Genomic DNA, 25,103 nt, shown 5'->3' with positions numbered 1-25,103 from the left:
CCCCGAAACCCGGTTCGCCGAAATCCAGCCCCACATTCTTCATGCAAGGCCGTAAAAGGCGCGCGCAGCGCCTTCGAACAGCCTTGTGTTTTGCATCGCGTCCAGATCGCCTACCAGCCGCGCCGTAAGATCGATCCAGTCCTGGTACGCATCGCCGCTATGCAGTAGCACCGGCCAGTCGCTGCCCCACATCGTCCGATCGCCGAAACAGGCGAGGATATGCGCGACAAAGGGGGCGAGTGCGTCCGCCGCCTGACCCGACGCCTGTTCGGTGCGCAGGCCCGACAGCTTGCACCAGATATTGGGATAGCGGGCGAGAACGGCCAGTTCGCCCCGCCAGGGGTCGAGTATATGGTCCGACGCGGGCGGCTTGGCGCCATGGTCGATCACGATCGACAGATCGGGCCAGCGCTCGGCGAAGCGGGCGAGAACGGGCAGGTGACGCGGTTGAACCAGCGCGTCGAAACGCAGGCCTTGCGCCAGCATCGCCTTGATCGCCGGGGCAAGATCGGCCCGCAATATCCAGTCGCTGTCTTCGATGCTCTGGAGCATGGGGCGTAGCCCGACGCATTTGGGCCAGGCGGCCAGTTGGGCGATCCGCGCCGGCGCGGTGTCCGCCTCCAGCGCGACCCAACCGACCACGCCCAGCACCAGCGGATCGTTCTCCGCGAGTTCGAACATCCAGTCGGTATCGCGATCGTCGGGCTGCGACTGGATCAATATGGTGCCCGCAAGATCGATCCCCACCGTCGCCGCACGCAGATCATCGGGCAGAAAATCGCGGTGGAGCAAGGGCAAATCGGCATCCGGCCAAACCTGCCCCGGACCGCCGATCCGCCAGAAATGCTGGTGCGAATCCACTATGCGCGGTCGCCTCACGCCTTGACCTCATGCAGGCCGGTTCTCGTCATTCCCATCATATCCGAACCTTGTTTTTCCTATAGGCATAACAATTCACACAGCATGATCGGCCGCGTCGCGACAGTCGAGCGGGGACGGGTTTGATCATGATGCCGCCTTTGGCTGGCGGTTATGGTCTAGGAACAGGGTGAGATCAGCGCGGCCCGGCATCTCCGCCAATATATGCCGGGTCAGCCGCTCATAATGCTGCACGAAACGGTCGAGTTGCGCGGCGTCCATCGCGCCGATCGCCTTGCTGGCCCTTAATGCCTCTTCCTGCTGGTCGCGCCAGTCGCGCACCACGCCGAAGTCCGGCGCGGCGAGCAAGGCCAGCCTGTCGATGCGGGCGAAGAGTTCGGCATAGATGCCCCAAAGCTGGCGGTTGACATGACGCCGCCAGACCGCGTCGGAGTCTTCGTTTCGCTCCAGCGCATTGATCGGTGCGACGAGCGCCGATTTCGCCTGCGGCCGCGCGCCGACGCACCAGCCTTCGAAGATCAGCAGATCGACCGGCCCGGCCGCTTCATCCTGCGCGAACGGTTCGTCCCGCCCCTTGTCGAAACGGGGCAGCAGCAGCGTTTCACCGGCCCTAGCCTCATCCAATATTGCGATGCCGCGCACCGCATCATGGGTGCCGGGCGCCCCGCGGGTGCGCAGCAGCGGATGCACCGCCGCGGCCAATTGCGCCCGCGCCGCGCCGCTCAGATAAAGATCGTCGAGCGAGAGGATCGCGGTGCGCCACCCCTCTGCCTCCATCGCCGCCTGCAGGCCGGCGGCAAGCGTCGACTTGCCTGACCCCTGCGCGCCGCACAGGCCCAATATCAGCGGCCCGTCGCTCGCCGCAATCCACGCCCGCGTCGCCGCCGCGATCCGGTCAAGCGACGGGGTCAAGCAGCGGCTCGCCGGCGAAGAAACGGTCGAGATTGTCGGCGACCTTCATCCCCATGGCGGTGCGCGCCTCGATCGTCGCGCTGCCCAGATGGGGCAACAACACGACATTGGGTAGCGCGATCAGGCTGGGATGCACCTGCGGTTCGCCTTCATACACATCCAGCCCCGCCGCCGCGATCCGCCGCGCCGCCAAGGCCTGCGCCAGCGCGGCTTCATCGACCAACGACCCGCGCCCGGTATTCACCAGCACGCCATGGGCCGGCATCCGCGCCAGCAGCGCGGCGTCGACCATATGTCGCGTTTCCACGCCGCCCGGCGCGTGAAGCGACAGAACGTCCGCCTGCTGCGCCAGCGCGCCCAGATCGGCGAAATAGGCGTTGATGGGCATATCCGCCGCCGGACGCCGGCTGTGATAGGCGACGCGCATCCCAAAGGCCTGCGCCCGCTTCGCCACCGCGCGGGCGATCCGGCCGAAACCGACCAGCGCCAACAGCTTTCCATCCAGCGACTGGCCAATCATATGGGTCGGCCGCCAGCCGCTCCAGTCGCCTGCGCGCAATTCCCGTTCGCCCTCGCCGGCCCGGCGCATCGCCATCAGCATCAGGGTCATGGCGATGTCGGCGGTCGCGTCCGTCAGCACGTCGGGCGTATTGGTGACGGCCAGCCCTGCTCCGCGCGCGGCGTCGAGGTCGATATGGTCGTAACCCGCACCATAATTGGCGACGATCCGCGCCCGTCGTCCCTGCGTCAGCAGCACGTCTCGCGTCACTCGGTCGGTGACGGTCGGGCATAGCGCATCATGATCACGCATCGCCTGAGCCAGCGCCGTCGCGTCCATCGGCCGATCGTCTTCATTGAAAGTCACATGATAAGATGCGGCCAGTCGCTGTTCGACCATGGCCGGCCAGCGGCGGGTGAGAAGGATGCGGGGGCCTGCGCTCATAACATGCCTCGCAGCGCAGGGTAGAGCATCGGCTCGCCTCGATCGGTCGCTATTACTTGATCCACCAAAGTTCCCAGTTCATCGTAGTCAAACCGCACCTCGTCTCCTTCCACATGGGCGCGCCGCGCCGGCTCGCTCCTCCCCCGCGGCGGCGCAAAGAGCGTGCCGCAAGGAAGGATAACGATGACGCCATGGGGGCCAGGATGATGGACGTTCGCCGCCGGCGGAGCAAGCTCTGCGAGGACAACCGCGAAAACGCCATTAAGACAGATGTTCATGCAATTTCGTATTTATGAAAATTTCATCTATGCGAATTTAAACCGATGCTCTAGAAAGAGTCGCGAGAGGCAAGGTTGAAGGGGATAGGATATGCCGGTCATTCATCCGAACTGGGAACGGCCACCCGTCAACATGGTCGATGGCTATTCGCTGGAAATGACGGCGAAGGACGTGGAATCGCTGCGCGAAGCAGCGCCGTCCATCGCGGCGGAAACGCCCGTTGCAGTCACTTTCCTGCCGGGCGAGGATTTCGCCGCCCGGATCGCCGCGACGAAGCTGGTCCGCAGTCTGGGCTTTGAACCCATGCCGCATTTTTCGGCGCGACGGATCACATCGACCGACGAGTTCGAGAATTATCTGGCGGCGGCCGTGGCCGAAGCGGATGTGCGGCGCTGTTTCGTGATCGCGGGCGACCCTTCGCAACCCGAAGGCCCCTATGCCGACAGCAGCGCCTTGATCGGCAGCGGCGCGTTCGAACGGGCGGGCATCCGCGCCATCGGCATCGGCGGCCATCCTGAAGGCCATCCCAACATGACGCCGGACCAATGCTGGTCGGTCCTGCTCGACAAATGCACCGAGATCGAGCGCCGCGGCATGGCGCCGCTGATCGTGACGCAATTTGTCTTCGATGCCGACGCGGTTCTGGTCTGGCTGACGGAGTTGCGCGCGCGTGGGATCGAAGCGCCGGTGCGTATCGGCGTGCCGGGGCCGGCGGGCATCAAGACGCTGATGCGCTTCGCCGCGCGCTGCGGCGTCGGCGCGTCCGCTTCCGTGCTCGCAAAATATGGTATTTCCATTACGAAGCTGCTCGGCACCGCTGGTCCCGACAAATTGGTCGAGACGTTCGAACGGTCGCTGGGCGAGGAGCATGGGCGCATAAGACTGCATTTTTACCCCTTTGGCGGCCTGGAAAAGACGGTCGCCTGGATCAACGACTATGCCCGCGCGCATTGACGCAGACGGACAAGTGGGAGGATTGACGTGACGACTATCTATACGCTGCGATTGCAATGTGACGACAAGCCCGGCCTGGTGGCGAAGGTCGCTGGCTATCTGGCCGCCCATGGCTGCAATATCGTGGACGCGCAGCAGTTTGACGACGCGATGAACAACACTTTCTTCATGCGGGTCGCGTTCAAGCCCGGCGCGGGCGAGACGCTCGACGCGCTGCGCGAGGGTTTCACCCCGATCGCCGCCGAAGCGGGCATGGACTGGTCGATGGCGGACCAGGCCACGCCCAAGAAAGTCGTGCTGATGGTGTCGAAATGGGACCATTGCCTGGGCGACCTGCTCTATCGCCAGCGGATCGGCGAACTGCCGATGGACGTGGTGGGGATCATCTCCAACCATCCGCGCGAAGTGCTGCACACCTCGCTGATCGGCGACATGCCCTTTTTCCACTTCCCGGTGACCAAGGACACCAAATCCGCCCAGGAAGCGCAGATCAAGCAGGTCGTGACCGACACCGGCGCGGACCTGGTGGTGCTGGCCCGCTATATGCAGATACTGAGCGACGATTTGGCCTGTTTCCTGTCGGGGCGTTGCATCAACATCCATCACAGCTTCCTGCCCGGCTTCAAGGGCGCCAAGCCCTATCACCAGGCCTATGAGCGCGGCGTCAAGATGATCGGCGCGACCGCCCATTATGTGACCGCCGACCTCGACGAAGGCCCGATCATTCATCAGGATGTCGAGATGATCGGCCATGCCGACGTGCCCGACGAACTGGTGCGCCGCGGCCGCGACATCGAACGGCGGGTGCTGGCCGAAGCGGTGCGGCTGCATTTGCAGGACCGGGTGTTCATGAACAAGGCGCGCACCGTCGTCTTCCGGGGCTGATCCGTGCGCGACATCATCGACGGGCGGGCGATGGCGCGCGTGCTATCGGAACGGACATCCCAAGAGGTCGCGCAGTTGAAGGCGGACGGGATCGACCCGACGCTAGCGGTCGTGCTGGTCGGCGGCGATCCGGCCAGCGACATCTATGTCCGGCGCAAGATCAGCGAATGCCGCAAGGTCGGCATGGGATCGATCGAGCAGCGCATGGCCGCCGATTGCGGCGAACAGGCGCTGCTTGACATGATCGACGCGCTGAACGGCGATCCGGCGGTACATGGCATATTGGTGCAGTTGCCGTTGCCTTCGGGCATCGATGCCGGGCGGGTGCTGGATCGCATCGCACCGGCGAAGGATGTCGATGGCTTCCACCCCGTTAATGTCGGTCGGCTGTCGACCGGGTCGCAGGGTCTGGTGCCCTGCACGCCGCTCGGCATCATGATGCTGCTCGACAGCGTGATCGACGATTATCGCGGATTGAACGTGGTGGTGATCGGCAAGTCCAACATCGTCGGCAAGCCGGTGGCGATGCTGTTGCTGGAGCGGGAGGCGACGGTGACGGTCACGCATATCGAAACGCGCAACCTGCCCGATATCGCGCGCGCCGCCGATGTGATCGTGGCGGCGGCGGGCGCGCCGCATCTGGTGCGCGGATATTGGGTCAAGCCCGGCGCTGTCGTCATCGACGTCGGCATTACGCGGGTGGTGGACCATGATGGCGCCAGCCGGATCGTGGGCGATTGCGCCACCCATGAACTGGACCATGCCAGGGCGGTGACGCCGGTGCCGGGCGGGGTCGGGCCGATGACCATCGCCTGCCTGTTGAGCAATACGGTGCTGGCCGCACAGAGGAGCATAGCCTGATATGACATCCGTCGCCACCAAGGTCCGGGTCAAGGACCTGCCGCTGCTGGCGGACATCGGCATCAATCCCGACGAGATCGGCCGTCGCCAGCCACTGGTCATCACCGTCCAGTTGCTGCTGTCGGGCGGCGCAGTCGAGGGGATAAGCGAGACGATCGATTATCGGCGGATCGTGCGCGCGGCCGAGGCGCTGTCAGAAGTGCATATCCCGCTGATCGAGACATTCGCCCACCGACTGGGTGAGGAATGCCTGGGCTGGCCGGGCGTGGTGGAGGCCTGCGTCAATGTCGACAAGCCCTTCGCCCTGACGCGGGGTTTGGCGGGGGTCGAGGTTATCGTCCGCCGCGACTGATTATTTGCTGCGCCTGTTTGAGGTGCGGCCGGTCGATCATCTTTCCCCCCAATTGCAACGCGCCCGCGCCGGGATTGGCGGCGAAGGCGGCGACGATTGCGCGCGCATGGGCCAGTTCGTCGGCTGTCGGGGTGAAGCCCGTGTTGATCGTCGCGACCTGGGCCGGGTGGATCGCCATCATGCCGGTGAAGCCGTCGCGTCGTGCGCGGGCGACATAATCGGCCAGGGCATCGGGCGCATCGATGCGCGGGAAGACGGTTTCGATCGCGGGCACATGGGCGGCATGGGCGGCGAACAGGGTGAGCGCGCGGACCATTTCATAAGGCGGCGTGTAGCGGCCGTCAGCTTCGCGCGAGGTCGCTGCCCCGATCGCGGCGGGCAGGTCTTCGGCGCCCCATGTCAGGCCGGCGAGATGCGTGGTCGTCGCGGCGTAGCTGCCCAGTTGGAAGATCGCGGCGGGCGTTTCGGTCGCGATCGGCAGGATCGGCGGCGGGTTATCGCCGATCAGCGCCAGCAAGGCCCTGACGCTGGCCGCGCCCTCCGCCTTAGGCAGGACCAAGCCGTCGGGACGACCCGGCAGGACCGCCGCGAGATCGGCAACGGTCTGGTCGCCGTCGAGCGGATTGACGCGCACGAAGCCGGGGATCGTCCGATCGCCCGCCAGCCAGTCGGCGACGGCGGCGCGCGCCTGCGCCTTGCGTTCCGGTGCGACCGAATCCTCCAGGTCGAGGATCAGCGCGTCGGCGCCGCTGGCGGCGGCCTTGGCGAAGCGATCGGGGCGGTCCCCCGGCACGAAAAGCAGCGAGCGCAGCGTCATGCGTCGGATCGTTTGAGCAGGGCCATGCGCAGGCATTGGCAGACGATTTCGTCGCGCTGGTTGCGCAGGCGGTGGGTGAAGGTGACGATGCCTGCGCCGGGGCGGGAACGGCTGGGCTTGAGATCGGTCACTTCCGTTTCGCAGCGCATCGTGTCGCCGATGAAGACCGGATGGGGCATGACGAGCTTGTCATAGCCCAGATTGGCGACCAGCGTGCCGAGCGTCGTGTCCCCCACCGACAGGCCGACCATCAGCGCGAAGGTGAAGGTGCCGTTGACGAGAATCTGGCCGAATTCGCTGGCTTTGGCGGCTTCGGCGTCGAGATGCAGGGGCTGCGGGTTATGGGTCATCGTCGTGAAGAGGAGATTGTCCGTCTCCGTCACGGTGCGGCGGATGTCGTGGACGATCCTATCGCCGATGCGCCACTGGTCGAAATATCTGCCTGCCACCCTATTGTTCCTTGTCGATTTTCGCGAGCAGCGCGCCTTCGCTGACCTGCCCGCCTTCGGCCGCGTTGAGTTCCGCGACGACGCCGTCGAATGGAGCGACGAGGCTGTGTTCCATCTTCATGGCTTCCAATGTCAGCAGCTTCTGCCCCTTGGTCACGCTGTCGCCCGCCGCCACCGCGACCGCAATGATGCGGCCAGGCATGGGGGAGAGGATCGCGCCGTCGGAAGCCGCGGCGGCGGCGTTGCCCGATACGCGCATCGGCCCGATCTGCCAGGTTTGGCCTTCGTCAGTCATGAAGGAGACAGTGGGCGATTCCATTGGACCAGCAAGCGGCTGCTGATCTACATAATCAAGGATCGGCATATGCGCTGGCAATAGCTGGCCGTTGGCCGCGAGCATGACGTCCTGCTGCGGCCGCGCATTTAGTCGGAACCCGGCCAGAGCCTGACGCCCGTAGCGCTCCGCGACATGCGAGAGCGCTTCGTCCGAAGGCATGATGGGCGAGATCAGCATGTCGCCTGCCCGCTCGATGACGCCGGTGTCCATCGTTCCAGCGATGAAGTCCGGATGATCCAGCGCATTGATGAGAAAAGCGGCATTCGTGCGAAGCGGCCATATGACGCTGCGGCCCAGCGCATAGGCCAGCGTTTCCCGTGCCTCTTCACGATCCCGTCCATGCGCAATCATCTTGGCGATCATCGGATCATAATAGGGCGAAATATGCGCGCCCTGATAGACGCCTTTGTCGATACGCACATTGGCGTCGAGTTCAAATTGCTCCAATGTCCCGGTGGAGGGCAGGAAGCCCTTGGCCGGGTCCTCGGCATAGAGGCGCGCTTCTATGGCGTGGCCGTTGATGGAGAGTTCATGCTGCTTCTTCGGCAGCGGTTCGCCCGATGCGACGCGGAGTTGCCATTCGACCAGATCCTGGCCGGTAATTTCCTCCGTCACCGGATGTTCGACCTGAAGCCTCGTGTTCATTTCCATAAACCACACGCGGTCGGGCTTGATATAGCCCGCCGATCCGTCGGCGATGAACTCGATCGTGCCGGCGCCGACATAGTCGACCGCCTTGGCCGCGCGCACGGCGGCATCGCAGATGGCGGCGCGGGTGAAGTCGGTCATGCCCGGCGCGGGGGCTTCCTCGATCACCTTCTGGTGGCGGCGCTGGAGCGAGCAGTCGCGTTCGAACAGATGCACGACATTGCCGTGGCTGTCGCCGAAGACCTGCACCTCGATATGGCGCGGGTTGGTGATCCAATTTTCGAGGAGGACGGAGTCGTTGCCGAAGCTGGACGCGGCCTCCCGCCGGCAGGAGGTGAGCGCGTCGGCGAAGTCGGCGGGGCTGTCGACCTTGCGCATCCCCTTGCCGCCGCCGCCGGCGACCGCCTTGATCAGGACGGGATAGCCGATGGCGTCGGCTTCGGCGGTGAGGCGTTCGAGGCTCTGGTCGTCGCCCAGATAGCCCGGCGTGGTCGGGACGCCGGCATCCTGCATCAGCTTCTTGGCGGCGTCTTTCAGGCCCATGGCGGTGATGCTGGACGGGTTGGGGCCGACCCAGATGAGGCCCGCGTCGATCACCGACTGGGCGAAGGCGGCGTTTTCGGACAGGAAGCCATAGCCCGGATGGATCGCCTGCGCGCCGGTGGCTTTGGCGGCGGCGATGATCTTTTCACCGACCAGATAGGAGTCGCGCGCCGGGGATGGGCCGATATGGACGGCTTCGTCGGCGTCGCGGAGGTGGAGTGCGTTGGCGTCGGCGTCCGAATAGACCGCGACCGTGCGGATGCCCATCGCCCGTGCGGTGCGGATGATGCGGCAGGCGATTTCGCCGCGATTGGCGATGAGGAGGGACTGGATCATTCCGCATTACATCCTGAAAATGCCGAACTGCGCGCGGTCGGGGACTGGCGCGTTCAGCGTGGCGGCGAAGGCGAGGCCGAGGACGTCGCGGGTCTGGGCGGGGTCGATGACGCCGTCGTCCCACAGGCGGGCGGTAGCGTAATAGGGGTTGCCTTCATCCTCGAAACGCTGGCGGATCGGGGCTTTGAAGGCTTCTGCCTGCTCTGCGTTCCATTGACCCGCGTCGCGGTGGACGGTGGCGAGGACGCTGGCGGCCTGTTCGCCGCCCATCACGGAAATCCGCGCATTGGGCCAGGTGAAGAGGAAGCGCGGGCCATAGGCGCGGCCGCACATGCCGTAATTGCCTGCGCCGAAACTGCCGCCGATCAGGACGGTGATCTTGGGCACCTGCGCGGTGGCGACGGCGGTGACGAGTTTCGCGCCGTTCTTGGCGATCCCCTCCGCCTCATATTTGCCGCCGACCATGAAGCCGGAGATATTCTGAAGGAACAGCAAGGGAATACGGCGCTGGCAGGCGAGTTCGATGAAATGCGCGCCCTTCAGGGCGCTTTCGCTGAAGAGGACGCCGTTATTCGCCAGGATCGCGACCGGCATCCCCCAGATATGGGCGAAGCCGCAGACGAGCGTCGTGCCGTAGAGCGCCTTGAACTCGTGGAACTCGCTGCCGTCGACGAGGCGCGCGATGATTTCGCGCACGTCATAAGGCGCGCGGACGTCGTTGGGGATGATGCCGTAAAGGTCGGCGGCGTCATATTTCGGCGGGCGGGGGTCGCGCAGGTTGAGGTCGGGCTGGCGATCGGGCTGGAGCGTCGAGACGATGTCGCGGACGATGGTCAGCGCATGATCGTCGCTTTGCGCGACATGATCGACCACGCCCGACTTGCGGCCGTGCAGGTCGCCGCCGCCCAGATCTTCGGCGCTGATGACTTCGCCCGTCGCGGCCTGCACCAGCGGCGGGCCGGCGAGGAAGATGGTGCCCTGGTTGCGGACGATGACGGTTTCGTCGGACATGGCGGGGACATAGGCGCCGCCCGCGGTGCAACTGCCCATGACGCAGGCGATTTGCGGGATGCCGCGCGCGGACAGGTTCGCCTGATTGTAAAAGATGCGGCCGAAATGATCGCGATCGGGGAAGACCTCCGCCTGGTTGGGCAGGTTCGCGCCGCCGCTGTCGACCAGATAGATGCAGGGGAGGTTGTTTTCGAGCGCGATTTCCTGCGCGCGCAGATGCTTCTTGACGGTGAGGGGGTAGTAGGTGCCGCCCTTCACCGTGGCGTCGTTGCAGCCGATCATCACCTGACGGCCCGACACCCGGCCGATGCCGGCGATGAGGCCCGCGCCGGGGACTTCGTCGCCATAAAGACCATTGGCGGCGAGCTGGCCGATTTCGAGCAAGGGCGAGCCGGGATCGAGCAGACGTTCGACGCGATCGCGGGGGAGGAGTTTACCGCGCGCGACATGTTTGTCGCGGGCGGTGGCGGAGCCGCCCTGGGCGACGGCGGCGACCTTGGCGCGCAGCTCTTCGGCGAGCGCGCGGTTGTGCGCGGCGTTGGCGCGGAAGGCCTCGCTATCGGCGGCGAGCCTCGTGTCGAGGACGGGGGCGGTCATGCGCCGATCAACTCGCGACCGATGAGCATCCGGCGGATTTCGTTGGTGCCGGCGCCGATGTCGAGCAGCTTGGCGTCGCGCATATAGCGTTCGACCGGCCAGTCCTTCGTATAGCCCGCCCCGCCCAGCGCCTGCACGGCTTCCAGCGCCACCTTCATCGCATTTTCGGACGCCAGCAGGATCGCGCCGGCGGCGTCGAAGCGGGTCGTCTTGCCGGAATCGCAGGCGCGGGCGACGGCATAGACATAGGCGCGGGCCGAGTTGAGCGCGACATACATGTCGGCAACCTTGGCCTGCATGAGTTGGAAGGCGCCGATCGGTTTGCCGAACTGCTTGCGCTCGCGGATATAGGGCAAGACGGTGTCGAGGCAGGCCTGCATGATGCCGAGCTGGATGCCCGCCAGCACGGTGCGTTCATAGTCGAGGCCCGACATCAATATGCCGACGCCGCCGTTGAGCGGCCCCATGATATTCTCCTCCGGCACCTCGCAATCGTCGAACACCAATTCGGCGGTGGGGGAGCCGCGCATCCCCATCTTGTCGATCTTCTGGCCGATGGAAAAGCCCTTCATGTCCTTTTCGATCAGGAAGGTGGTGATGCCCTTCGAGCCTTCACCAGTCTTGGCGTAGACGACGAGCGTGTCGGCGTAAGGCGCGTTGGTGATCCAGAACTTCGTGCCGTTGAGGATGTAGCGGTCGCCCTTCTTTTCCGCCTTCAGCTTCATCGAGACGACGTCGGAGCCGGCGCCCGCCTCCGACATGGCGAGCGAGCCGACATGATCGCCGGAGATGAGCTTGGGGAGATATTTCGCCTTTTGTTCGGCATTGCCCCAGCGGCGGATCTGGTTGACGCAGAGATTGGAGTGGGCACCATAGCTGAGACCTATGGAGGCGGAGGCGCGGGCGACCTCCTCCTGCGCGACGACATGCTCCAGATAACCCAGGCCCAGGCCGCCATCTTCTTCCGACACGGTGATGCCGTGCAGGCCGAGTTCGCCCATAGCCGGCCATAATTCGCGCGGAAACCAGTCCTTCGCGTCGATTTCGGCGGCGAGCGGGGCGATGCGGTCGGCCGAGAAGCGGGCGGCGCTGTCGCGGATCATGTCGGCATTGTCGCCCAGCGCAAAATCGAAATCGGTCATCGGCGTCTCTCTCCTGTTGGTTCGATCATAGCGCGGGCCGGTGCGGCTGGAAAATTGACAGTTGCATATCAGTGTATAGATGGAAGCTATGATCGAACGCTATCTTCTCCGCTATTTCCTGGCGGTGGTGGACCAGGGCAATTTCTCCCGCGCGGCGATCCATTGCAACGTGTCGCAGCCCACGCTGTCGGCCGGGATCGCCAAGCTGGAGAACGCGCTGCAGCGACAACTGTTCAGCCGGACGAACCAGCGGGTGCAATTGACCGAGTCCGGCACCCGCTTCCTGACCCATGCCCGGCGGATCGAACGGGAGTTCAATGCCGCGCTGGGGGCGATGGCCGATACCGCGCAGGCGCGGCCGGTGCGGGTCGGCGTGCTGAGCAGCATATCTGGCGCCCTGGTGGCGCGGGCGGCGCGCGCCTATCGGGCGGGCGGCGGCGGGCCGGTGGAGATCGCCTTTGCCAGCGAGCGGGAATTGTCGGCAATGCTGGCGCGCGATCGACTGGACGCGGCGCTCACCATCCTGCGACCGGGCGCGCAGGCGCTGGCGCAGCTTGTGGTGGGAGAGGAAGGCTATGCGATGGTCATGGCGACCGACCATCCCCTGGCCGGCCGGGCGCAGGTCGATGCCGAAGATCTGCGCGACGAGGCGATGATCGTGCGGCGGCATTGCGAATTGCTGTCGCAGACCAGCCGCCATTTTCTGGAGCGCGGGGTGCGGCCGCATTTTTCGCTGCGCACGACCAATGACGAGCGGGCGTTGCAGATGGTGGGCGCGGGCATGGGGGTGACGGTGATGCCCGACTCCTATCGCAGCGCCGATGTGGCGCATGTGCCGCTGGCAGGGTTCGACCATCGGCGGACACTGGGCTTCATCCTGGCGGACGAGGGCGTGGCGGACCATGGGCTGCTGCGCGCTCTGGCGGCGGCGTTCGGGGAACGGGGGTGAAGGGCTTTGCCGATCGGCAGTTTGATGAGTCATCTTCGAGCGGGAACTGGAAGGACCAGACGCGCTTGCCTATGAGGGGCGGGATTTTTCTTTTCGGGGCGTGGCGCATCATGTTTTCCTTTCCCACCCTCCAAAGCGTCACCGCATGAGCGCCGCGCCCGATCTGGCCGGTGTCGAACTGGGCGGGACCAAGATGTTCGTGCTGCGGGCGCGGGGGCGGGAGATTGTCGAGCGGGTGATGATCCCCACCACGACGCCCGCCGAGACGCTGGGCGCCGGCGCGGCGTTGCTGCGGCGTTGGCATGAGGCGGCGCCTTTCGAGGCGCTCGGCATCGCGTCGTTCGGGCCGCTGCGGCTGGACCGGGCGGCGGCGGATTTCGGGCATATGCTGCCGACGCCCAAACCGGGCTGGACGGGCGCGGATATTTATGGGGCGCTGGCGGGGGTGCTGCCCTGCCCCGCGACGATCGATACCGACGTGAACGGCGCGGCGCTGGCCGAAATGCGCTGGGGGGCTGGAGCGGAAGGCGAGGAAGCGGAAGGCGGGGGGCCATCCGATTGCCTGTGCTATATCACCATCGGCACCGGGCTGGGCGCGGGTTTCGCGTTGCATGGCAAGCCGTTGCATGGCGCGATGCACCCGGAACTGGGACATATCTTGACCCGCCGGGCGCCGGGCGATGCTTTTGCGGGCGTCTGCCCCTTTCATGGCGACTGTATTGAGGGGCTGGTGTCCGGGCCGGCGCTGGCGGAGCGGTTCGGCGTGCCAGGCGATCTGATCGCCGCCGACGATCCGCGCTGGGACGATGTCGCCCATGATATGGCGCAGATGGTCGGCACGATATTATTGACCATGGCGGCGCGGCAGGTGCTGATCGGCGGGGGCGTGGGCGTGGGTCGGGCCGACTTGCTGGACCGGGTGCGGGCCAAGGTGGTGGCGCAATTGGCGGGTTATTTGCCCTTCGTCACGGAGGACACGATCGGCGCGATCGTGCGACCGCCGGCGCTGGGCGATCAGGCCGGGCCGCTGGGCGCGGTGGCGCTGGCGATGGATGCTTTGGCGGATGCCAGTTGGCGCTGATGCGACAGCGAGTGCGACAGCTGCAGCGCGATTTCACATCGGATTTTCGGTATAAGCCATTGAATATAAATGATATATTTTCGAACGCTCAAAGCGCGTCGATCGGGAAATCTCCTATTTCTCTTTATTTTCAATAACTTGCATGATGTCATCATTGTCCCCATTTTGTCCATTTGCTGCGCGAAGAATGGCGTCGTGAAAGGCGCGGGCGGTGGGTGGCGGGTCGTCGCGATGGATCATCCACAGGCGCGTGCGGACAGGGGGAAAGAGCGGGCGCAGGATCACCTTGTCGACATGCAGGCGCGAAAGCGAGCGGGATAAGATGGTCGCGCCGAAACCGGCGGCGATCAGTCCGAGCAGGGTGGCGAAACTGCCGACTTCCAGGGCGATGCTGGGCTTGAACCCCGCCTGGTCGCACAGCGCGAAGAAATGATCGTTGAAATCGGCGCTGCTGGTGTTGGCGTAGAGAACGAAGGGGACGCCGGCGAGGTCGGCGATGGACGGATCGGCGTCGCGCCGGGCCAGCGCATGATCCTGCCGCAGCGCGAGCAGCATATCCTCCTCCAGCAAGCAGGTGGCGCTGAGGCCGGCCGGCAGGGAGGGCGGCGCGACGCCGCGGATAATGCCGATGTCGAGATCCCCGCGTTCGATCAGCGCGACCTGATGGTCCCGCCCCTGTTCCTGCACGCGCAGATCGACCTGCGGGAAACGCCGCCGGAAATCATAGAGCGCATCGGCGATCTGCGGAACGAAGGGCGCCGAGGCGGTGAAGCCCAGAGCAAGCCGGCCCAGATGGCCGCTTTGGGCGCGCCGGGCGACCTGCGCGGCATGATCCGCCTGCACCAGCGTCTTGCGCGCTTCGGGCATGAAAAGTTGGCCCGCTTCGGTCAGGGCGACGCGGCGGCTGGTGCGGTCGAACAGGCGGACGCCCAGTTCCTGCTCCAGCGCGCGGATTTGCTGGCTGAGCGGCGGTTGCGACATGCGCAAGCGCTGGGCGGCGCGGCCAAAATGCATCTCTTCGGCAACGCAGAGAAAATAGCGTAAATGTCTCAGGTCCATTGGATCAAGTCTTTGTAGATATCAATCAAGCCTGTTTAGATATTGGACAGGAAAGAAACAACTGCGCATAGGCCGGACCAAGGGTGGCGTTTCGAAACTAAATCCGGCCGCTCCGCAGAACAGGACAGGGACGGCATGGCGGTTTGGCCGCCGGTTCCCGTTGTGCCTTGCAGGCGATTTCGGGCGGAGAGGCGCGGCATCAAGCATCCGGCGACAGGCGTCGGCGCGATGAAGGCGGGAGTTCTGGTTTGATCGGTATCGTCAAGGTTGCGCTGCATCGACCGCTGACCTTCATCGTCATGGCGATATTGATCGCGATCGTCGGGATCATGGCGGCGATCCGCACCCCGGTCGACATCTTCCCCAATATCCGCATTCCGGTGATCGCGGTGGCCTGGCAATATTCCGGCTTGCCGCCCGAAGATATGAGCAACCGGATCATCGGCCCTTATGAGCGGGTGTTGACCACGACCGTCAACGATATCGAGCATATCGAGAGCCAGTCGATGCAGGGCATCGGCATCGTAAAAATCTATTTCCAGCCCGGCGCCGACATTCGCACCGCCACAGCGCAGGTGACGTCGGTGTCGCAGACGGTGTTGCGCCAGATGCCGCCGGGGATCACGCCGCCGCTGATCCTGAACTATAGCGCATCGACCGTGCCGATCCTGCAACTGGCGCTGTCGGGCAAGGGATTGTCCGAACAGCAATTGTTCGACCTGGGCCAGAACCAGATCCGTCCGCCCCTGGTCACCATTCCCGGCCTGGCCATGCCCTATCCGTCGGGCGGCAAGCAGCGGCAGATCCAGATCGACCTCAATCCCGTGGCGCTGCAGTCCAAGGGGTTGACCGCGCAGGATGTCGGCGCCGCGATCGCCGCGCAGAACCAGATCAACCCGGCTGGTTTCGTCAAGATCGGCGCGACCCAATATAGCGTGCGGCTGAACAATGCGCCCGGCACGATCGAGGCGCTGAACGACCTGCCGGTCAAGGTGGTGAACGGCGCGACCATCTATATGCGCGACATCGCCTATGTCCGCGACGGCAACGGGCCGCAGACCAATGTGGTGCATGTCGAAGGGCGGCGGTCGGTGCTGCTGACCGCGCTGAAGAATGGCGCGACGTCGACTTTGGCGATCGTAGACGGGGTGAAGGAAGCGCTGCCCAAGATCAGCGCGACGCTGCCCGAAAGCCTGAAGATATTGATGATCGGCGACCAGTCGATCTTCGTCAAGGCGGCGGTCGAGGGCGTGATCCATGAAGGCGCGCTGGCCGCGGCGCTGACGTCGCTGATGATCCTGCTGTTCCTGGGATCGTGGCGATCGACGGTCATTATCGCTTTGTCTATTCCGCTCGCCATCCTGGCGGCGGTCGCGGCGCTGGCGATGTTCGGCCAGACGCTGAACGTCATGACGCTGGGCGGGCTGGCGCTGGCGGTCGGCATCCTGGTCGACGACGCCACGGTGACGATCGAGAATATCAACTGGCATCTGGAACAGGGCAAGGGGGTCGTGGAGTCCATATTGGACGGCGCGGCGCAGATCGTGACGCCGGCTTTCGTATCCCTGCTGTGCATCTGTATCGTGTTCGTGCCGATGTTCTTCCTGCCCGGCGTTGCGGGATTCCTGTTCGTGCCGATGGCGCTGGCGGTGGTGTTCGCGATGATCGCGTCCTTCATCCTGTCGCGGACATTGGTGCCGACAATGGCGATGTATCTGCTCAAACCCCATGTCGACCATGGCGACGCCCATATGGCGGGCGATGCGACATCGCGGAACATCTTCGTGCGGTTCCAGCGCGCGTTCGAGAGGCGGTTCGAGGCGATCCGCCATAGCTATATGGGTTTGCTGCGCCGGGCGCTGAATGCGCGCAAGCCCTTCCTGCTGGGGTTCATGGGGCTGGTCCTCCTGTCCTTCGGGTTGCTTCCCATGCTGGGCAGCAATTTCTTCCCGGCGGTGGATTCGGGCCAGATCGCCATGCATGTCCGCGTGCCGGTGGGCAGCCGGATCGAGGATACGGCCGCGCGGTTCGAGCGGATCGCCGCCGCGGTGAAGGAGATGGTGCCCGCGCGCGAACTGGACGCCATCACCGACAATATCGGCCTGCCGGTCAGCTCCATCAACACCGTCTATAATAATAGCGGCACGATCGGCCCGCAGGATGGCGACATGATGATCGCGCTCAAGCACGGCCATCGCCCGACCGACGCGATCGTCGGCCTGCTGCGCGAGCAATTGCCGCGCCGTTTCCCCGGCACCAGCTTTTCCTTCCTGCCCGCCGACATCACCAGCCAGATCCTGAATTTCGGCGCGCCTGCGCCGATCGATATCCAGATCGCGGGCAAGAATGCGGCGGCCAACCGCGCCTATGCGCGGAAGCTGTTGGCCAAGATCGCGACCATCCCCGGCCTGGCCGATGCGCGCATCCAGCAGCCGGGCCGGTCGCCGCAGTTGAACGTCGATGTGGACCGGTCGCGCGCGAGCCAATATGGGCTGACCGAGCGGGACGTGACGACCAGCCTGGCCAGTTCGCTGGCAGGCACGGCGCAGACCGCGCCCGTCTTCTTCGTCGATCCCAAAAGCGGGGTGTCCTATCCCGTCGTCGCGCAGACGCCCGAATATCTGGTGGGATCGATCAGCGACCTGTCCAATGTGCCCGTGTCGGCCGCCGCGGGGAGCAATGGCGCGGTGCAGCCTCTGGGTGGCCTCGCCACGATCGCGCGGTCGAGCACCGTGCCGGTGGTGTCGCACTATAATATCGCGCCGGTGCTGGACATTTATGCGACGGTGCAGGGTCGCGACCTGGGCGCGGTGGCGGGCGACATCAACGCCGCGATCAAGTCGCTGGAGAACGAAGTGCCCAAGGGCGCGACCGTCACCATGCGCGGCCAATATGCGACGATGAACACCGCCTTTTCGGGGCTGGGTTGGGGCCTGGCGGGGGCGATCGTGCTGATCTACCTGCTGATCGTCGTCAATTTCCAGAGCTGGGTCGATCCCTTCGTCATCATCACCGCCCTGCCCGCCGCATTGGCCGGAATCGTGTGGATGCTATTCGTGACCGGCACCACCCTGTCGGTCCCGGCGCTGACCGGCGCGATCATGTGCATGGGTGTCGCCACCGCCAATTCGATCCTGGTCGTGAGTTTCGCGCGGGAGAAGCTGGCCGAACTGGGCGACGCGACCAAGGCGGCGATGGAGGCGGGGCTGGTGCGATTCCGCCCGGTGTTGATGACCGCGCTGGCCATGATCATCGGCATGGGGCCGATGGCGCTGGGCCTGGGCGAAGGCGGCGAGCAGAATGCGCCGCTGGGCCGCGCCGTGATCGGCGGGCTGGTCTGCGCCACCATCGCCACCCTCTTCTTCGTGCCCGTCATCTTCGCCTTCGTCCACCGCCGCCAAAAAGCCACCGATCCCCAGATGGAAATGCAGCCCAGCCATGCAGGATAGCCAGCCCCCCCAAGATTTGACCGCCAGCGGTCCCGACAGCCGGACGCTGAAGCGCGTAGGGATCGGCGCGGGCGTGATCGCCCTGGCGGTCGTGGCGATCGGCGCGACGACCCGGATTGGCGCGACCAATGATTTGCGCGATACGGCGCAAAAGGCGGCGATCCCGTCGGTCGCGATCGTGTCGCCGCAAAGCGACGCCAAGGGCGGGGCGCTGGTGCTGCCGGGCAATGTCCAGGCCTATAACAGCGCCGCCATCTATGCGCGGACCAACGGTTATGTCAGCCGCTGGCTGGCCGATATCGGCGACAATGTGCGGGCGGGCCAGTCGCTCGCGGTGCTCGATGCGCCGGAGATCGATCAGCAACTCGCCGCCGCGCAGGCCGATTACCAGACGGCGCTTGCGCAGCAGCGCCTGGCCGACACGACCGCCAAGCGCTGGGCCGTGATGCTGGCCAAGGATGCGGTGTCGAAGCAGGAATCGGACGAGAAAAATGGCGATCTGGCCGCGCGATCGGCGGTGACCAATGCGGCGCTGGCCAATGTGAAGCGGCTGCGCGCGCTGCAGGGCTTCACCCGCCTCGCCGCGCCCTTCGACGGGGTGGTGACGAGCCGGTCGGCGCAGATCGGCGCGCTGGTGGTGGCGGGCAATGCCGCGTCGCAGCCTTTGTTCACCGTGTCCGACATCCACCGGATGCGCATCTATGTGCGCGTGCCGCAGGGCTATTCGTCGCAGGTGAAGGTCGGGATGCCGGCCGCGCTGACCCTGCCGGAATTTCCCGGCCGCAGCTTTACCGCGACGATGACGCGCAGCGCCGGCGCAGTCGATGCGCAGTCGGGCGCGGTGCTGGTCGAATTGCAGGCGGCCAATCCCGACCGGGCGTTGAAGCCGGGCGCGTTCGCCCAGGTCCGCTTCGATGTCGGGCAAGGGAGCGGCAATGGATTGAGTTTGCCAGGTAGTGCTATCCTCTACGGCAATGACGGTCCGACCGTCGCCGTGGTCGGCCGCGACAGCCGCGTGACCGTGCGGCCGATCAGCATCGCCCGCGACGAAGGCGCGACGGTGCTGGTGGCGAGCGGGATCAGGCCCGGCGAGCGGGTGATCGATTCCCCGCCGGATTCGATCCAGTCGGGCGACAAGGTGAGCGTGCAGAGCGGCGGCAAGGGTGCGGCCCATGCCAGTTAGGGCCATATGGCGCGCGGGGGCCAGTGTGGGGCTGGCGCTGCTGGGCGGCTGTTCGATGGCGCCGGCCTATCAGCCGCCGCAGATCGCCGCGCCGCAAGCCTATAAGGAGATGGCGGGGTGGACCCAGGCCACGCCGATGGACACGGCTCCGCGCGGGGCGTGGTGGGAAGCGTTCGGCGACCCGGTGCTGAACGACCTGGAGGTGCGGGCGGAGGCGGCCAGCCCGACGCTGGCGGCGGCGCTGGCGCGGTACGACCAGGCGCGCGCGGTGGCGCGGGTCGAGGGGTCGGACCTGATCCCGACCGTCAGCGTGGGCGGCGATGCCGCGCGCCAGCGCGTGTCGGGCAACCGATTCCAGGGCAATGGCGATGCGCGGACTTATAATGATTTTTCGGTCGGCGCGGCGATCGACTATGAGCTGGACCTGTGGGGCCGCATCCGCAACAGCGTGAAGGCCGCGCGCGCGGACGCGCAGGCGAGCGAGGCCGACCTGGCGGCGGCGCGGCTGAGTTTGCAGGCGGCGGTGGCGGACGCCTATGCGCGGCTGCGCGGTCTGGATGCGCAGGCGGACCTGCTCCACCGATCGGTGGCGGCTTTCGAGCGCGCCTATCAATTGACCGATACGCGGCATGAGGGCGGGATCGCGTCGGGCATCGACGTCAATCGCGCGCGCACGACGTTGAGCAACGCCAAGGCGCGGATTTCGGCGGTGGCGAATGATCGCGCCGCGACCGAGCATGAACTGGCGGCGCTGACCGGGGCGGTCGCTTCCGACTTTTCGATTCCTACGCGGGTGCAGACGCTGAGCGCGCCCGCCATTCCGACCGGCGCGCCGTCCACCCTGTTGCAGCGGCGGCCCGATGTCGCGGCGGCCGAGCGGCGGATGTTCGCCAATAATGCCCGGATCGGTGTGGCGCGGGCGGCGTTCTTCCCTTCGGTCACGCTGGGGCTGAGCGGTGGTTGGCAGGCCACGCACGGGTCGTTGCTGAATGCGTCCAACAGCGTGTGGGGCCTAGGACCGCTGGCCGCGGCGCTGACATTGTTCGACGGCGGCAAGCGGCGGGCGCAGGTCAGATTGTCGCGCGCGGAATATGAAGAGCAGGCGGCGCTGTATCGCGACACGGTGCTGGGCGCGTTCCGGCAAGTAGAGGACGGCATCGCCGCGCTGCGCCATCTGTCGGTGCAACTGGTCGACCAGCGCGATGCGGCGCAGGCGGCGCAGCGCACCAGCGACCTGGCCTTCACCCGCTATCGCGATGGCGCATCCGACTATCTGGAGGTGGTCACCGCCCAGACCGACGCGCTGGATGCGCAGAGCGCGTTGCTGAGCGCAGAGATCGAGCGGATGCGGGCGAGTATCGCATTGGTCAAGGCGCTGGGTGGATCGCCGGGCGCGGCCTGATGATCGATTATGTCGGCAACCAAGTCTGATCGGATCGACAAAGTCGGGTTGGGGACTGTGCCAAGGATGATGTGGATCAGTCTTCATCCGTGACTTGATGCCCGATACACTATGCCAGCCCCTGCATTTTTGACAAAAGCGCCGGACGAGGGCACAAGGTCCATCGGGCCAGCCGACCGTCAAGCCTGCGACCCGACCTTATCTGGATAGGATGTTTCCATGGCCGACACCGAACAGCCCGATTATACGAGCCTGACCGTCCAGTTGTTGAGCGCTTATGTCGCCAATAATATAGTCGCCAGCGAGGATCTGGCGGCGCTGATCCAGTCGACGCGGGCCGCGTTGATCGCGGAGACTGCGCCTGAACCAGTGGAGACGGTCGAGCATGTGCCGGCGGTGAGCGTGCGCAAAAGCATTGCTTCGCGCGAGCATATTTTGAGCCTGATCGACGGGCGTCCGTACAAGACGCTGAAGCGGCATCTGGCCACGCACGGCCTGACCCCGGCTGAGTATCGCGAACGCTATGGCTTGCCCGCGACCTATCCGATGGTGGCGCAGGCCTATTCCGAACAGCGCCGCGCCGTCGCGCAGAAGCTGGGGCTGGGCCAGCGTGGCACGCAGGCGCGCGCGGCTTCGGCCGCCGCTGCGGAAGCGCCGCCGGTTGCGCCAGCGCCGAAGGTCGAGGCAGCAGCGCCCAAGCCCAAGGCGAGCCGCAAGCAGCCGAGCGTCGTGGCGGCGGCCAAGAGCAAGGCGGCGGCGAAGCCCGCCGACGTTCCGGCCGTAGAGGCGGTGAAGGCAGAGGCAGCGCCGAAGCCCGCGGCCAAGAAGCCCGGTCGCAAGCCCAAGGCGGCGACGGCGGCGGCACCGACTCCTGCGGTCGAAACGCCCGCGGCGGCGACGCCGGTGAAGGCGAAAAGCCCGCGCAAGAAGCTGGGCATCAAGGCGGGCAAGGCCGAGACCGCCGACGCAGCGTCCTGAAAAATGCGCCACGCGCCGTCCTGACCGGCGGCGCGTTGCGATCAGGGTGCGGCTAGAGCGTGATAACTTTAGGTTGCGCACCATCCGTTCGTGCTGAGTAGAGACTGAGCTTGCCGAAGGCTCGTATCGAAGCATCGCGCCCATGCGCATCCTTCGATACGCCATTTGCCCTTCGGTCGCCTCCGACTCCGGCTTCGCTCAATGGCTACTCAGGACGAACGCTTCGCGTTAAAGTCATCATCTTCTAATTCGCGCAATCATTCCGGGTCGTTAGCGGCGTTTTTATAGCGTTCCTGCGAGGCGAGGCGGATGCTGGCGTTGGGTGCGCCATAGCCCTGATAATGGTCGCGTTCGACAAATTCGAAGAAGAAGCGCTTGCGGAAGGCGCGACTGTAGAGTTGCAAATATTCGCCAACGCCGTCGGCATCGTAAAGAATGTTCGCTTGCGCCAGGGCCGCAATGCGCTGGTCGTCGAGACCAAAACGGGCGGCGATGTCCTCATGATAATTGGGCGGTATCGGCAGGATGTCGGCGTCTTTGCCTGCCATGTGACCGGCGGTCGCCAGCAGGTCCGGCGTGGACAGCGCAATATGCTGATAGCCACCGCCCAGATTATGTTCGACGAAGCGCGACGACAAGGTGCCGAGCGCCTCGGAGGCATTGAGCGTCACACGCAGCGCGCCGTCCGGCGACTGGAGCGGCTGGCTGAGGACCAGGCCGGAGGGGTCGATGACATCGGCCTGGAAGCTTTGCTGGAGGCCAAAGAGCGAGCGCCAATAGAGTTGCCAGGAGAGATATTCCTCGATGCGGACGACCGCGGCGAGATGATCGATAGCGAGCGGGGATGCGTCATAGGGCGCGCCGGTGGGCGTAAATTCGCCGTCCCACATGGCGGCGGCCTCCCCTTCCCCGATCAGATAGACGAGGCTGCCGCCGATGCCGCGCAGCGCCGGGAAGGCGAGATTGCCCGGCGCGTCGCTATCGTCCACCGTGCGGATGCCCAGATGCGCGGCGCGCGCGGCGACGGCGTCGCGATCCGGCACGACGAGGCCGACGGCGCAAATGGAGGGACCATGGGCCAGGCGGAAATCATGGCCGAAACCATGACGTTCGGCGTTGATGACGAGGTTGACCGATCCGGCCTGCCAGCGGCTGACCGCCTTGGCCGGGTGGATGCCGGTGCGGGTGAAGCCGAGCGAGCCGAACATCGCTTCGAGCGCCGGGACGTCCGCGTCGCTGACGGCGAACTCGACAAATTCGGGGCGGACATGGGGTGGCGGCGGCGCAGCGGTGGGGCGATCAAGCAGGCGCAGCGCGGCATCTTCGACATGGCATAGCGATCGCAGGCCGTCGGCGGCGATCAGGTCTGCGGACCAGCCGCGGAAACGGTCGTTGAAGATTTCGAGCGACAAGGGACCAGTATAGCCGGTCGCCAATATTTCGGCGACATAGGCTTCGACCGGCAAGCCCCCTTGGCCGGGGAAGTTGCGGAAATGGCGGCTCCAATAGAGCAGGTCCATGTCCAGTTTAGGCGCGTCGGCGAGTTGGACGAAGGCGATTTTGTCGCCGGGGATGGCGCGGATGCTGTCGCTGGGGATGCCGCGCGACAAGGAATGGAAACTGTCGAGGATGATGCCGACATGGGGGTGATCGACCGCCTCCACGATCGCCCAGGCGTCGCGATGGTCGAAGACATGGCGGCCCCAGGCGAGTGCTTCATAGCCCACGATGATGTCGTGACTGGCGGCCAGATCGCCCAGTTGCTGGAAGTCGGCGACGATGCGGTTGCGTTCGCCCAGCGCGTGGGGCGAGCAATTGGAGCAAAGGAGGATGTGGCGTGTGCCCAATTCGCCCATCAGGTCGAATTTGGCCTTTGCGCGGTCGAAGGCGCGCTGGCGCATGGCGCCGGGCATCCCTTCGAAATCGCGGAAGGGCTGGTAGAGCATACAGGTCAGGCCAAGATCATCGAGCATCGCGCGGACGTCGCGCGGGCGCAGCGGCGAGGCGATCAGGTCGTTTTCGAAGATTTCGACGCCGTCAAAGCCCGCGGCGGATGCGGCGCGCAGCTTTTCCTCCAGCGTGCCGCTGAGTGAGACGGTGGCGATGCCGAATTGCAGGCTCATGACGTGCGTTCCTCCCTGTCGGTCAGCCCTGTAGCGCGGCGCGGAAATTGGCGCCCATGCGAATGGGATCGGCGGTGCGCCCGGTGAAATGATGGAAGGCGCCGACCGCCTGGAAGATGGTCATGCCGCTGCCGTCGAGGGTGGTGCAGCCCGCCGCGCGGGCTTCGCGCAGCAACTGGGTTTCCAGCGGGAAATAGACGATGTCGGTGACCCACAGCCGGGGTTCGAGCAGGGCGCGCGGGATCGCCGAGCCGGGATGCACGGCCATGCCCATGGGGGTGGCGTTGACGATGCCGTCGGCCTGGGCGATGGCGGCGGGCAGATCGTGGCCGACGATCGCGCGGTCCGCGCCATGCACGGCGCAGAGCGCATCACAGAGCGCGGTGGCGCGGGTGGCGTCGGAATCGAACAGGGTGAGTTGCGCCACGCCCAGGTCCATCAGCGCATGGGCAGTCGCCGCCCCTGCCCCGCCGGCGCCCATCTGGACGACGCGGGTCATGGCGGCGCCCTGCGGCAGGCCGGAGCGGAGATTTTGCGCGAAGCCCGTGACGTCGGTGTTGTAGCCGATGCGACGGCCATCGCGGAAGACGACGGTGTTGACGGAACCGATCTGCGCCGCCTGGGGCGATAGCTCGTCGAGATGGGCGATGACCGCTTGCTTATAGGGATGGGTGACGTTGACGCCCGCGAAGCCGGCGAGGTGCAGCGCGTCCAGCAGGCGCGGCAGGTCCGACCCGTCCATGCCGTCGGCCGCGAAATCGAACAGGCGGTAGATGAGGCGGATGCCCTGCGCATCCGCTTCGCTTTCCTGCAGGCGCGGCGTCAGCGACGCCTGAATGTCCCGGCCGATCAGGCCGGTGAGATAGCGCGGAACGGAGCGGGATTGGGTCAAGAGTGGCGATCCGATTAGAAGGAGCCGTTCCCGCCGCGCCGA

Annotated in this window: 21 protein-coding genes; 10 read left to right on the top strand and 11 right to left on the bottom strand. The window is 65.6% G+C overall.

Translation table 11 applies throughout. The annotated features are described in order from the left end of the window. Positions 1–39 precede the first annotated feature (39 nt). The 3 genes from EWH12_RS03715 to EWH12_RS03705 form a co-directional block, all read right to left on the bottom strand. A complete protein-coding gene (locus EWH12_RS03715) occupies positions 40–879 on the bottom strand; it encodes an amidohydrolase family protein (RefSeq protein WP_129925758.1) in 840 nt (279 codons plus the stop codon). A 126-nt stretch (positions 880–1,005) separates the two neighbouring features. Then, positions 1,006–1,791: a kinase gene (locus EWH12_RS03710; protein WP_066607981.1), complete on the bottom strand. Its 786-nt coding sequence runs from the start codon at positions 1,789–1,791 to the stop codon at positions 1,006–1,008. Then, positions 1,775–2,734: a 2-hydroxyacid dehydrogenase gene (locus EWH12_RS03705; RefSeq protein ID WP_129925757.1), complete on the bottom strand. Its 960-nt coding sequence runs from the start codon at positions 2,732–2,734 to the stop codon at positions 1,775–1,777. Before EWH12_RS03705 ends, EWH12_RS03710 begins: the two co-directional genes overlap by 17 nt. Before the next feature lie 369 nt (positions 2,735–3,103). Between EWH12_RS03705 and EWH12_RS03700 the strand changes: the two genes are divergently transcribed. Genes EWH12_RS03700 through EWH12_RS03685 form a run of 4 tightly spaced genes read left to right on the top strand, consistent with a single transcriptional unit; the run spans position 3,104 to position 6,065 of the window. Beyond that, on the top strand, positions 3,104–3,967 hold the full coding sequence (locus tag EWH12_RS03700) for a methylenetetrahydrofolate reductase (protein ID WP_129925756.1): 864 nt from the start codon (positions 3,104–3,106) through the stop codon (positions 3,965–3,967). Positions 3,968–3,994: 27 nt separating this feature from the next. Beyond that, positions 3,995–4,852, top strand: a complete 858-nt coding sequence (gene purU / locus EWH12_RS03695) for a formyltetrahydrofolate deformylase (RefSeq protein ID WP_129925755.1) — start codon at positions 3,995–3,997, stop codon at positions 4,850–4,852. Positions 4,853–4,855: 3 nt separating this feature from the next. Beyond that, positions 4,856–5,713 (top strand): bifunctional 5,10-methylenetetrahydrofolate dehydrogenase/5,10-methenyltetrahydrofolate cyclohydrolase, encoded by an 858-nt coding sequence (locus tag EWH12_RS03690; RefSeq protein ID WP_082679190.1) that lies wholly within the window; start codon positions 4,856–4,858, stop codon positions 5,711–5,713. Position 5,714: 1 nt separating this feature from the next. Next, positions 5,715–6,065 (top strand): dihydroneopterin aldolase, encoded by a 351-nt coding sequence (locus EWH12_RS03685; RefSeq protein WP_066607966.1) that lies wholly within the window; start codon positions 5,715–5,717, stop codon positions 6,063–6,065. Here the strand turns inward: EWH12_RS03685 and EWH12_RS03680 are convergent. From EWH12_RS03680 to EWH12_RS03660, 5 genes are read right to left on the bottom strand one after another with little or no spacing between them, the layout of a single operon-like run. Further along, a complete protein-coding gene (locus EWH12_RS03680) occupies positions 6,046–6,882 on the bottom strand; it encodes an HpcH/HpaI aldolase/citrate lyase family protein (RefSeq protein WP_129925754.1) in 837 nt (278 codons plus the stop codon). The genes EWH12_RS03685 and EWH12_RS03680 overlap by 20 nt on opposite strands. Then, a complete protein-coding gene (locus EWH12_RS03675; protein WP_066607961.1) occupies positions 6,879–7,331 on the bottom strand; it encodes a MaoC family dehydratase in 453 nt (150 codons plus the stop codon). The genes EWH12_RS03680 and EWH12_RS03675 overlap by 4 nt, the downstream gene beginning before the upstream one ends. Position 7,332: 1 nt before the next feature. Next, complete coding sequence (locus EWH12_RS03670) at positions 7,333–9,195, bottom strand: acetyl/propionyl/methylcrotonyl-CoA carboxylase subunit alpha (protein WP_129925753.1); 1,863 nt, start codon at positions 9,193–9,195, stop codon at positions 7,333–7,335. Positions 9,196–9,201: 6 nt separating this feature from the next. Beyond that, positions 9,202–10,803: a carboxyl transferase domain-containing protein gene (locus EWH12_RS03665; RefSeq protein WP_129925752.1), complete on the bottom strand. Its 1,602-nt coding sequence runs from the start codon at positions 10,801–10,803 to the stop codon at positions 9,202–9,204. Further along, the gene (locus EWH12_RS03660) at positions 10,800–11,945 is read right to left on the bottom strand and encodes an isovaleryl-CoA dehydrogenase (protein ID WP_129925751.1); all 1,146 of its coding nucleotides are present in this window, start codon (positions 11,943–11,945) and stop codon (positions 10,800–10,802) included. The genes EWH12_RS03665 and EWH12_RS03660 overlap by 4 nt, the downstream gene beginning before the upstream one ends. Before the next feature lie 88 nt (positions 11,946–12,033). Between EWH12_RS03660 and EWH12_RS03655 the strand changes: the two genes are divergently transcribed. Both EWH12_RS03655 and EWH12_RS03650 read left to right on the top strand, forming a co-directional pair. Continuing rightward, positions 12,034–12,894, top strand: a complete 861-nt coding sequence (locus tag EWH12_RS03655; protein WP_129925824.1) for a LysR family transcriptional regulator — start codon at positions 12,034–12,036, stop codon at positions 12,892–12,894. A 145-nt stretch (positions 12,895–13,039) separates the two neighbouring features. Then, positions 13,040–13,975, top strand: a complete 936-nt coding sequence (locus EWH12_RS03650) for an ROK family protein (protein ID WP_129925750.1) — start codon at positions 13,040–13,042, stop codon at positions 13,973–13,975. 114 nt (positions 13,976–14,089) lie between these two features. Here the strand turns inward: EWH12_RS03650 and EWH12_RS03645 are convergent, their stop codons facing one another. Then, on the bottom strand, positions 14,090–15,034 hold the full coding sequence (locus EWH12_RS03645) for a LysR substrate-binding domain-containing protein (protein WP_129925749.1): 945 nt from the start codon (positions 15,032–15,034) through the stop codon (positions 14,090–14,092). 248 nt (positions 15,035–15,282) lie between these two features. Between EWH12_RS03645 and EWH12_RS03640 the strand changes: the two genes are divergently transcribed. From EWH12_RS03640 to EWH12_RS22870, 4 genes are all read left to right on the top strand, one after another. Next, positions 15,283–18,483 (top strand): efflux RND transporter permease subunit, encoded by a 3,201-nt coding sequence (locus EWH12_RS03640; RefSeq protein WP_129925748.1) that lies wholly within the window; start codon positions 15,283–15,285, stop codon positions 18,481–18,483. Then, entirely contained in the window at positions 18,473–19,666 is a 1,194-nt protein-coding gene (locus tag EWH12_RS03635) for an efflux RND transporter periplasmic adaptor subunit (RefSeq protein WP_066607945.1), read from the top strand. Before EWH12_RS03640 ends, EWH12_RS03635 begins: the two co-directional genes overlap by 11 nt. Further along, positions 19,656–21,068: an efflux transporter outer membrane subunit gene (locus EWH12_RS03630; protein WP_129925747.1), complete on the top strand. Its 1,413-nt coding sequence runs from the start codon at positions 19,656–19,658 to the stop codon at positions 21,066–21,068. The genes EWH12_RS03635 and EWH12_RS03630 overlap by 11 nt, the downstream gene beginning before the upstream one ends. A gap of 219 nt (positions 21,069–21,287) precedes the next feature. Next, positions 21,288–22,046 carry a Ros/MucR family transcriptional regulator gene (locus tag EWH12_RS22870; protein WP_129925746.1) on the top strand — a complete coding sequence of 253 codons (759 nt, stop codon included), beginning with the start codon at positions 21,288–21,290 and terminating at the stop codon, positions 22,044–22,046. 257 nt (positions 22,047–22,303) lie between these two features. Here the strand turns inward: EWH12_RS22870 and EWH12_RS03620 are convergent, their stop codons facing one another. Beyond that, a complete protein-coding gene (locus tag EWH12_RS03620; protein ID WP_242495944.1) occupies positions 22,304–24,169 on the bottom strand; it encodes a bifunctional sugar phosphate isomerase/epimerase/4-hydroxyphenylpyruvate dioxygenase family protein in 1,866 nt (621 codons plus the stop codon). A 22-nt stretch (positions 24,170–24,191) separates the two neighbouring features. Further along, the gene (locus EWH12_RS03615) at positions 24,192–25,061 is read right to left on the bottom strand and encodes a shikimate dehydrogenase (protein WP_129925745.1); all 870 of its coding nucleotides are present in this window, start codon (positions 25,059–25,061) and stop codon (positions 24,192–24,194) included. Positions 25,062–25,103: the final 42 nt, after the last annotated feature.

This window comes from Sphingobium cupriresistens (genome assembly GCF_004152865.1).
Lineage (GTDB): Bacteria > Pseudomonadota > Alphaproteobacteria > Sphingomonadales > Sphingomonadaceae > Sphingobium > Sphingobium cupriresistens.
Note: the sequence above shows the minus strand (reverse complement) of the source record. Positions and strands in the feature narration are given on the sequence as shown.

Excerpts from the sequence above, each read along its gene's own strand:
- EWH12_RS03705 (WP_129925757.1), bottom strand. The coding sequence starts at position 2,734 with ATGAGCGCAGGCCCCCGCATCCTTCTCACCCGCCGCTGGCCGGCCATG.
- EWH12_RS03700 (WP_129925756.1), top strand. The coding sequence starts at position 3,104 with ATGCCGGTCATTCATCCGAACTGGGAACGGCCACCCGTCAACATGGTC.
- EWH12_RS03685 (WP_066607966.1), top strand. The coding sequence starts at position 5,715 with ATGACATCCGTCGCCACCAAGGTCCGGGTCAAGGACCTGCCGCTGCTG.
- EWH12_RS03680 (WP_129925754.1), bottom strand. The coding sequence starts at position 6,882 with ATGACGCTGCGCTCGCTGCTTTTCGTGCCGGGGGACCGCCCCGATCGC.
- EWH12_RS03670 (WP_129925753.1), bottom strand. The coding sequence starts at position 9,195 with ATGATCCAGTCCCTCCTCATCGCCAATCGCGGCGAAATCGCCTGCCGC.
- EWH12_RS03665 (WP_129925752.1), bottom strand. The coding sequence starts at position 10,803 with ATGACCGCCCCCGTCCTCGACACGAGGCTCGCCGCCGATAGCGAGGCC.
- EWH12_RS03660 (WP_129925751.1), bottom strand. The coding sequence starts at position 11,945 with ATGACCGATTTCGATTTTGCGCTGGGCGACAATGCCGACATGATCCGC.
- EWH12_RS03655 (WP_129925824.1), top strand. The coding sequence starts at position 12,034 with ATGATCGAACGCTATCTTCTCCGCTATTTCCTGGCGGTGGTGGACCAG.
- EWH12_RS03650 (WP_129925750.1), top strand. The coding sequence starts at position 13,040 with ATGAGCGCCGCGCCCGATCTGGCCGGTGTCGAACTGGGCGGGACCAAG.
- EWH12_RS03645 (WP_129925749.1), bottom strand. The coding sequence starts at position 15,034 with ATGGACCTGAGACATTTACGCTATTTTCTCTGCGTTGCCGAAGAGATG.
- EWH12_RS03635 (WP_066607945.1), top strand. The coding sequence starts at position 18,473 with ATGCAGGATAGCCAGCCCCCCCAAGATTTGACCGCCAGCGGTCCCGAC.
- EWH12_RS03630 (WP_129925747.1), top strand. The coding sequence starts at position 19,656 with ATGCCAGTTAGGGCCATATGGCGCGCGGGGGCCAGTGTGGGGCTGGCG.
- EWH12_RS22870 (WP_129925746.1), top strand. The coding sequence starts at position 21,288 with ATGGCCGACACCGAACAGCCCGATTATACGAGCCTGACCGTCCAGTTG.
- EWH12_RS03620 (WP_242495944.1), bottom strand. The coding sequence starts at position 24,169 with ATGAGCCTGCAATTCGGCATCGCCACCGTCTCACTCAGCGGCACGCTG.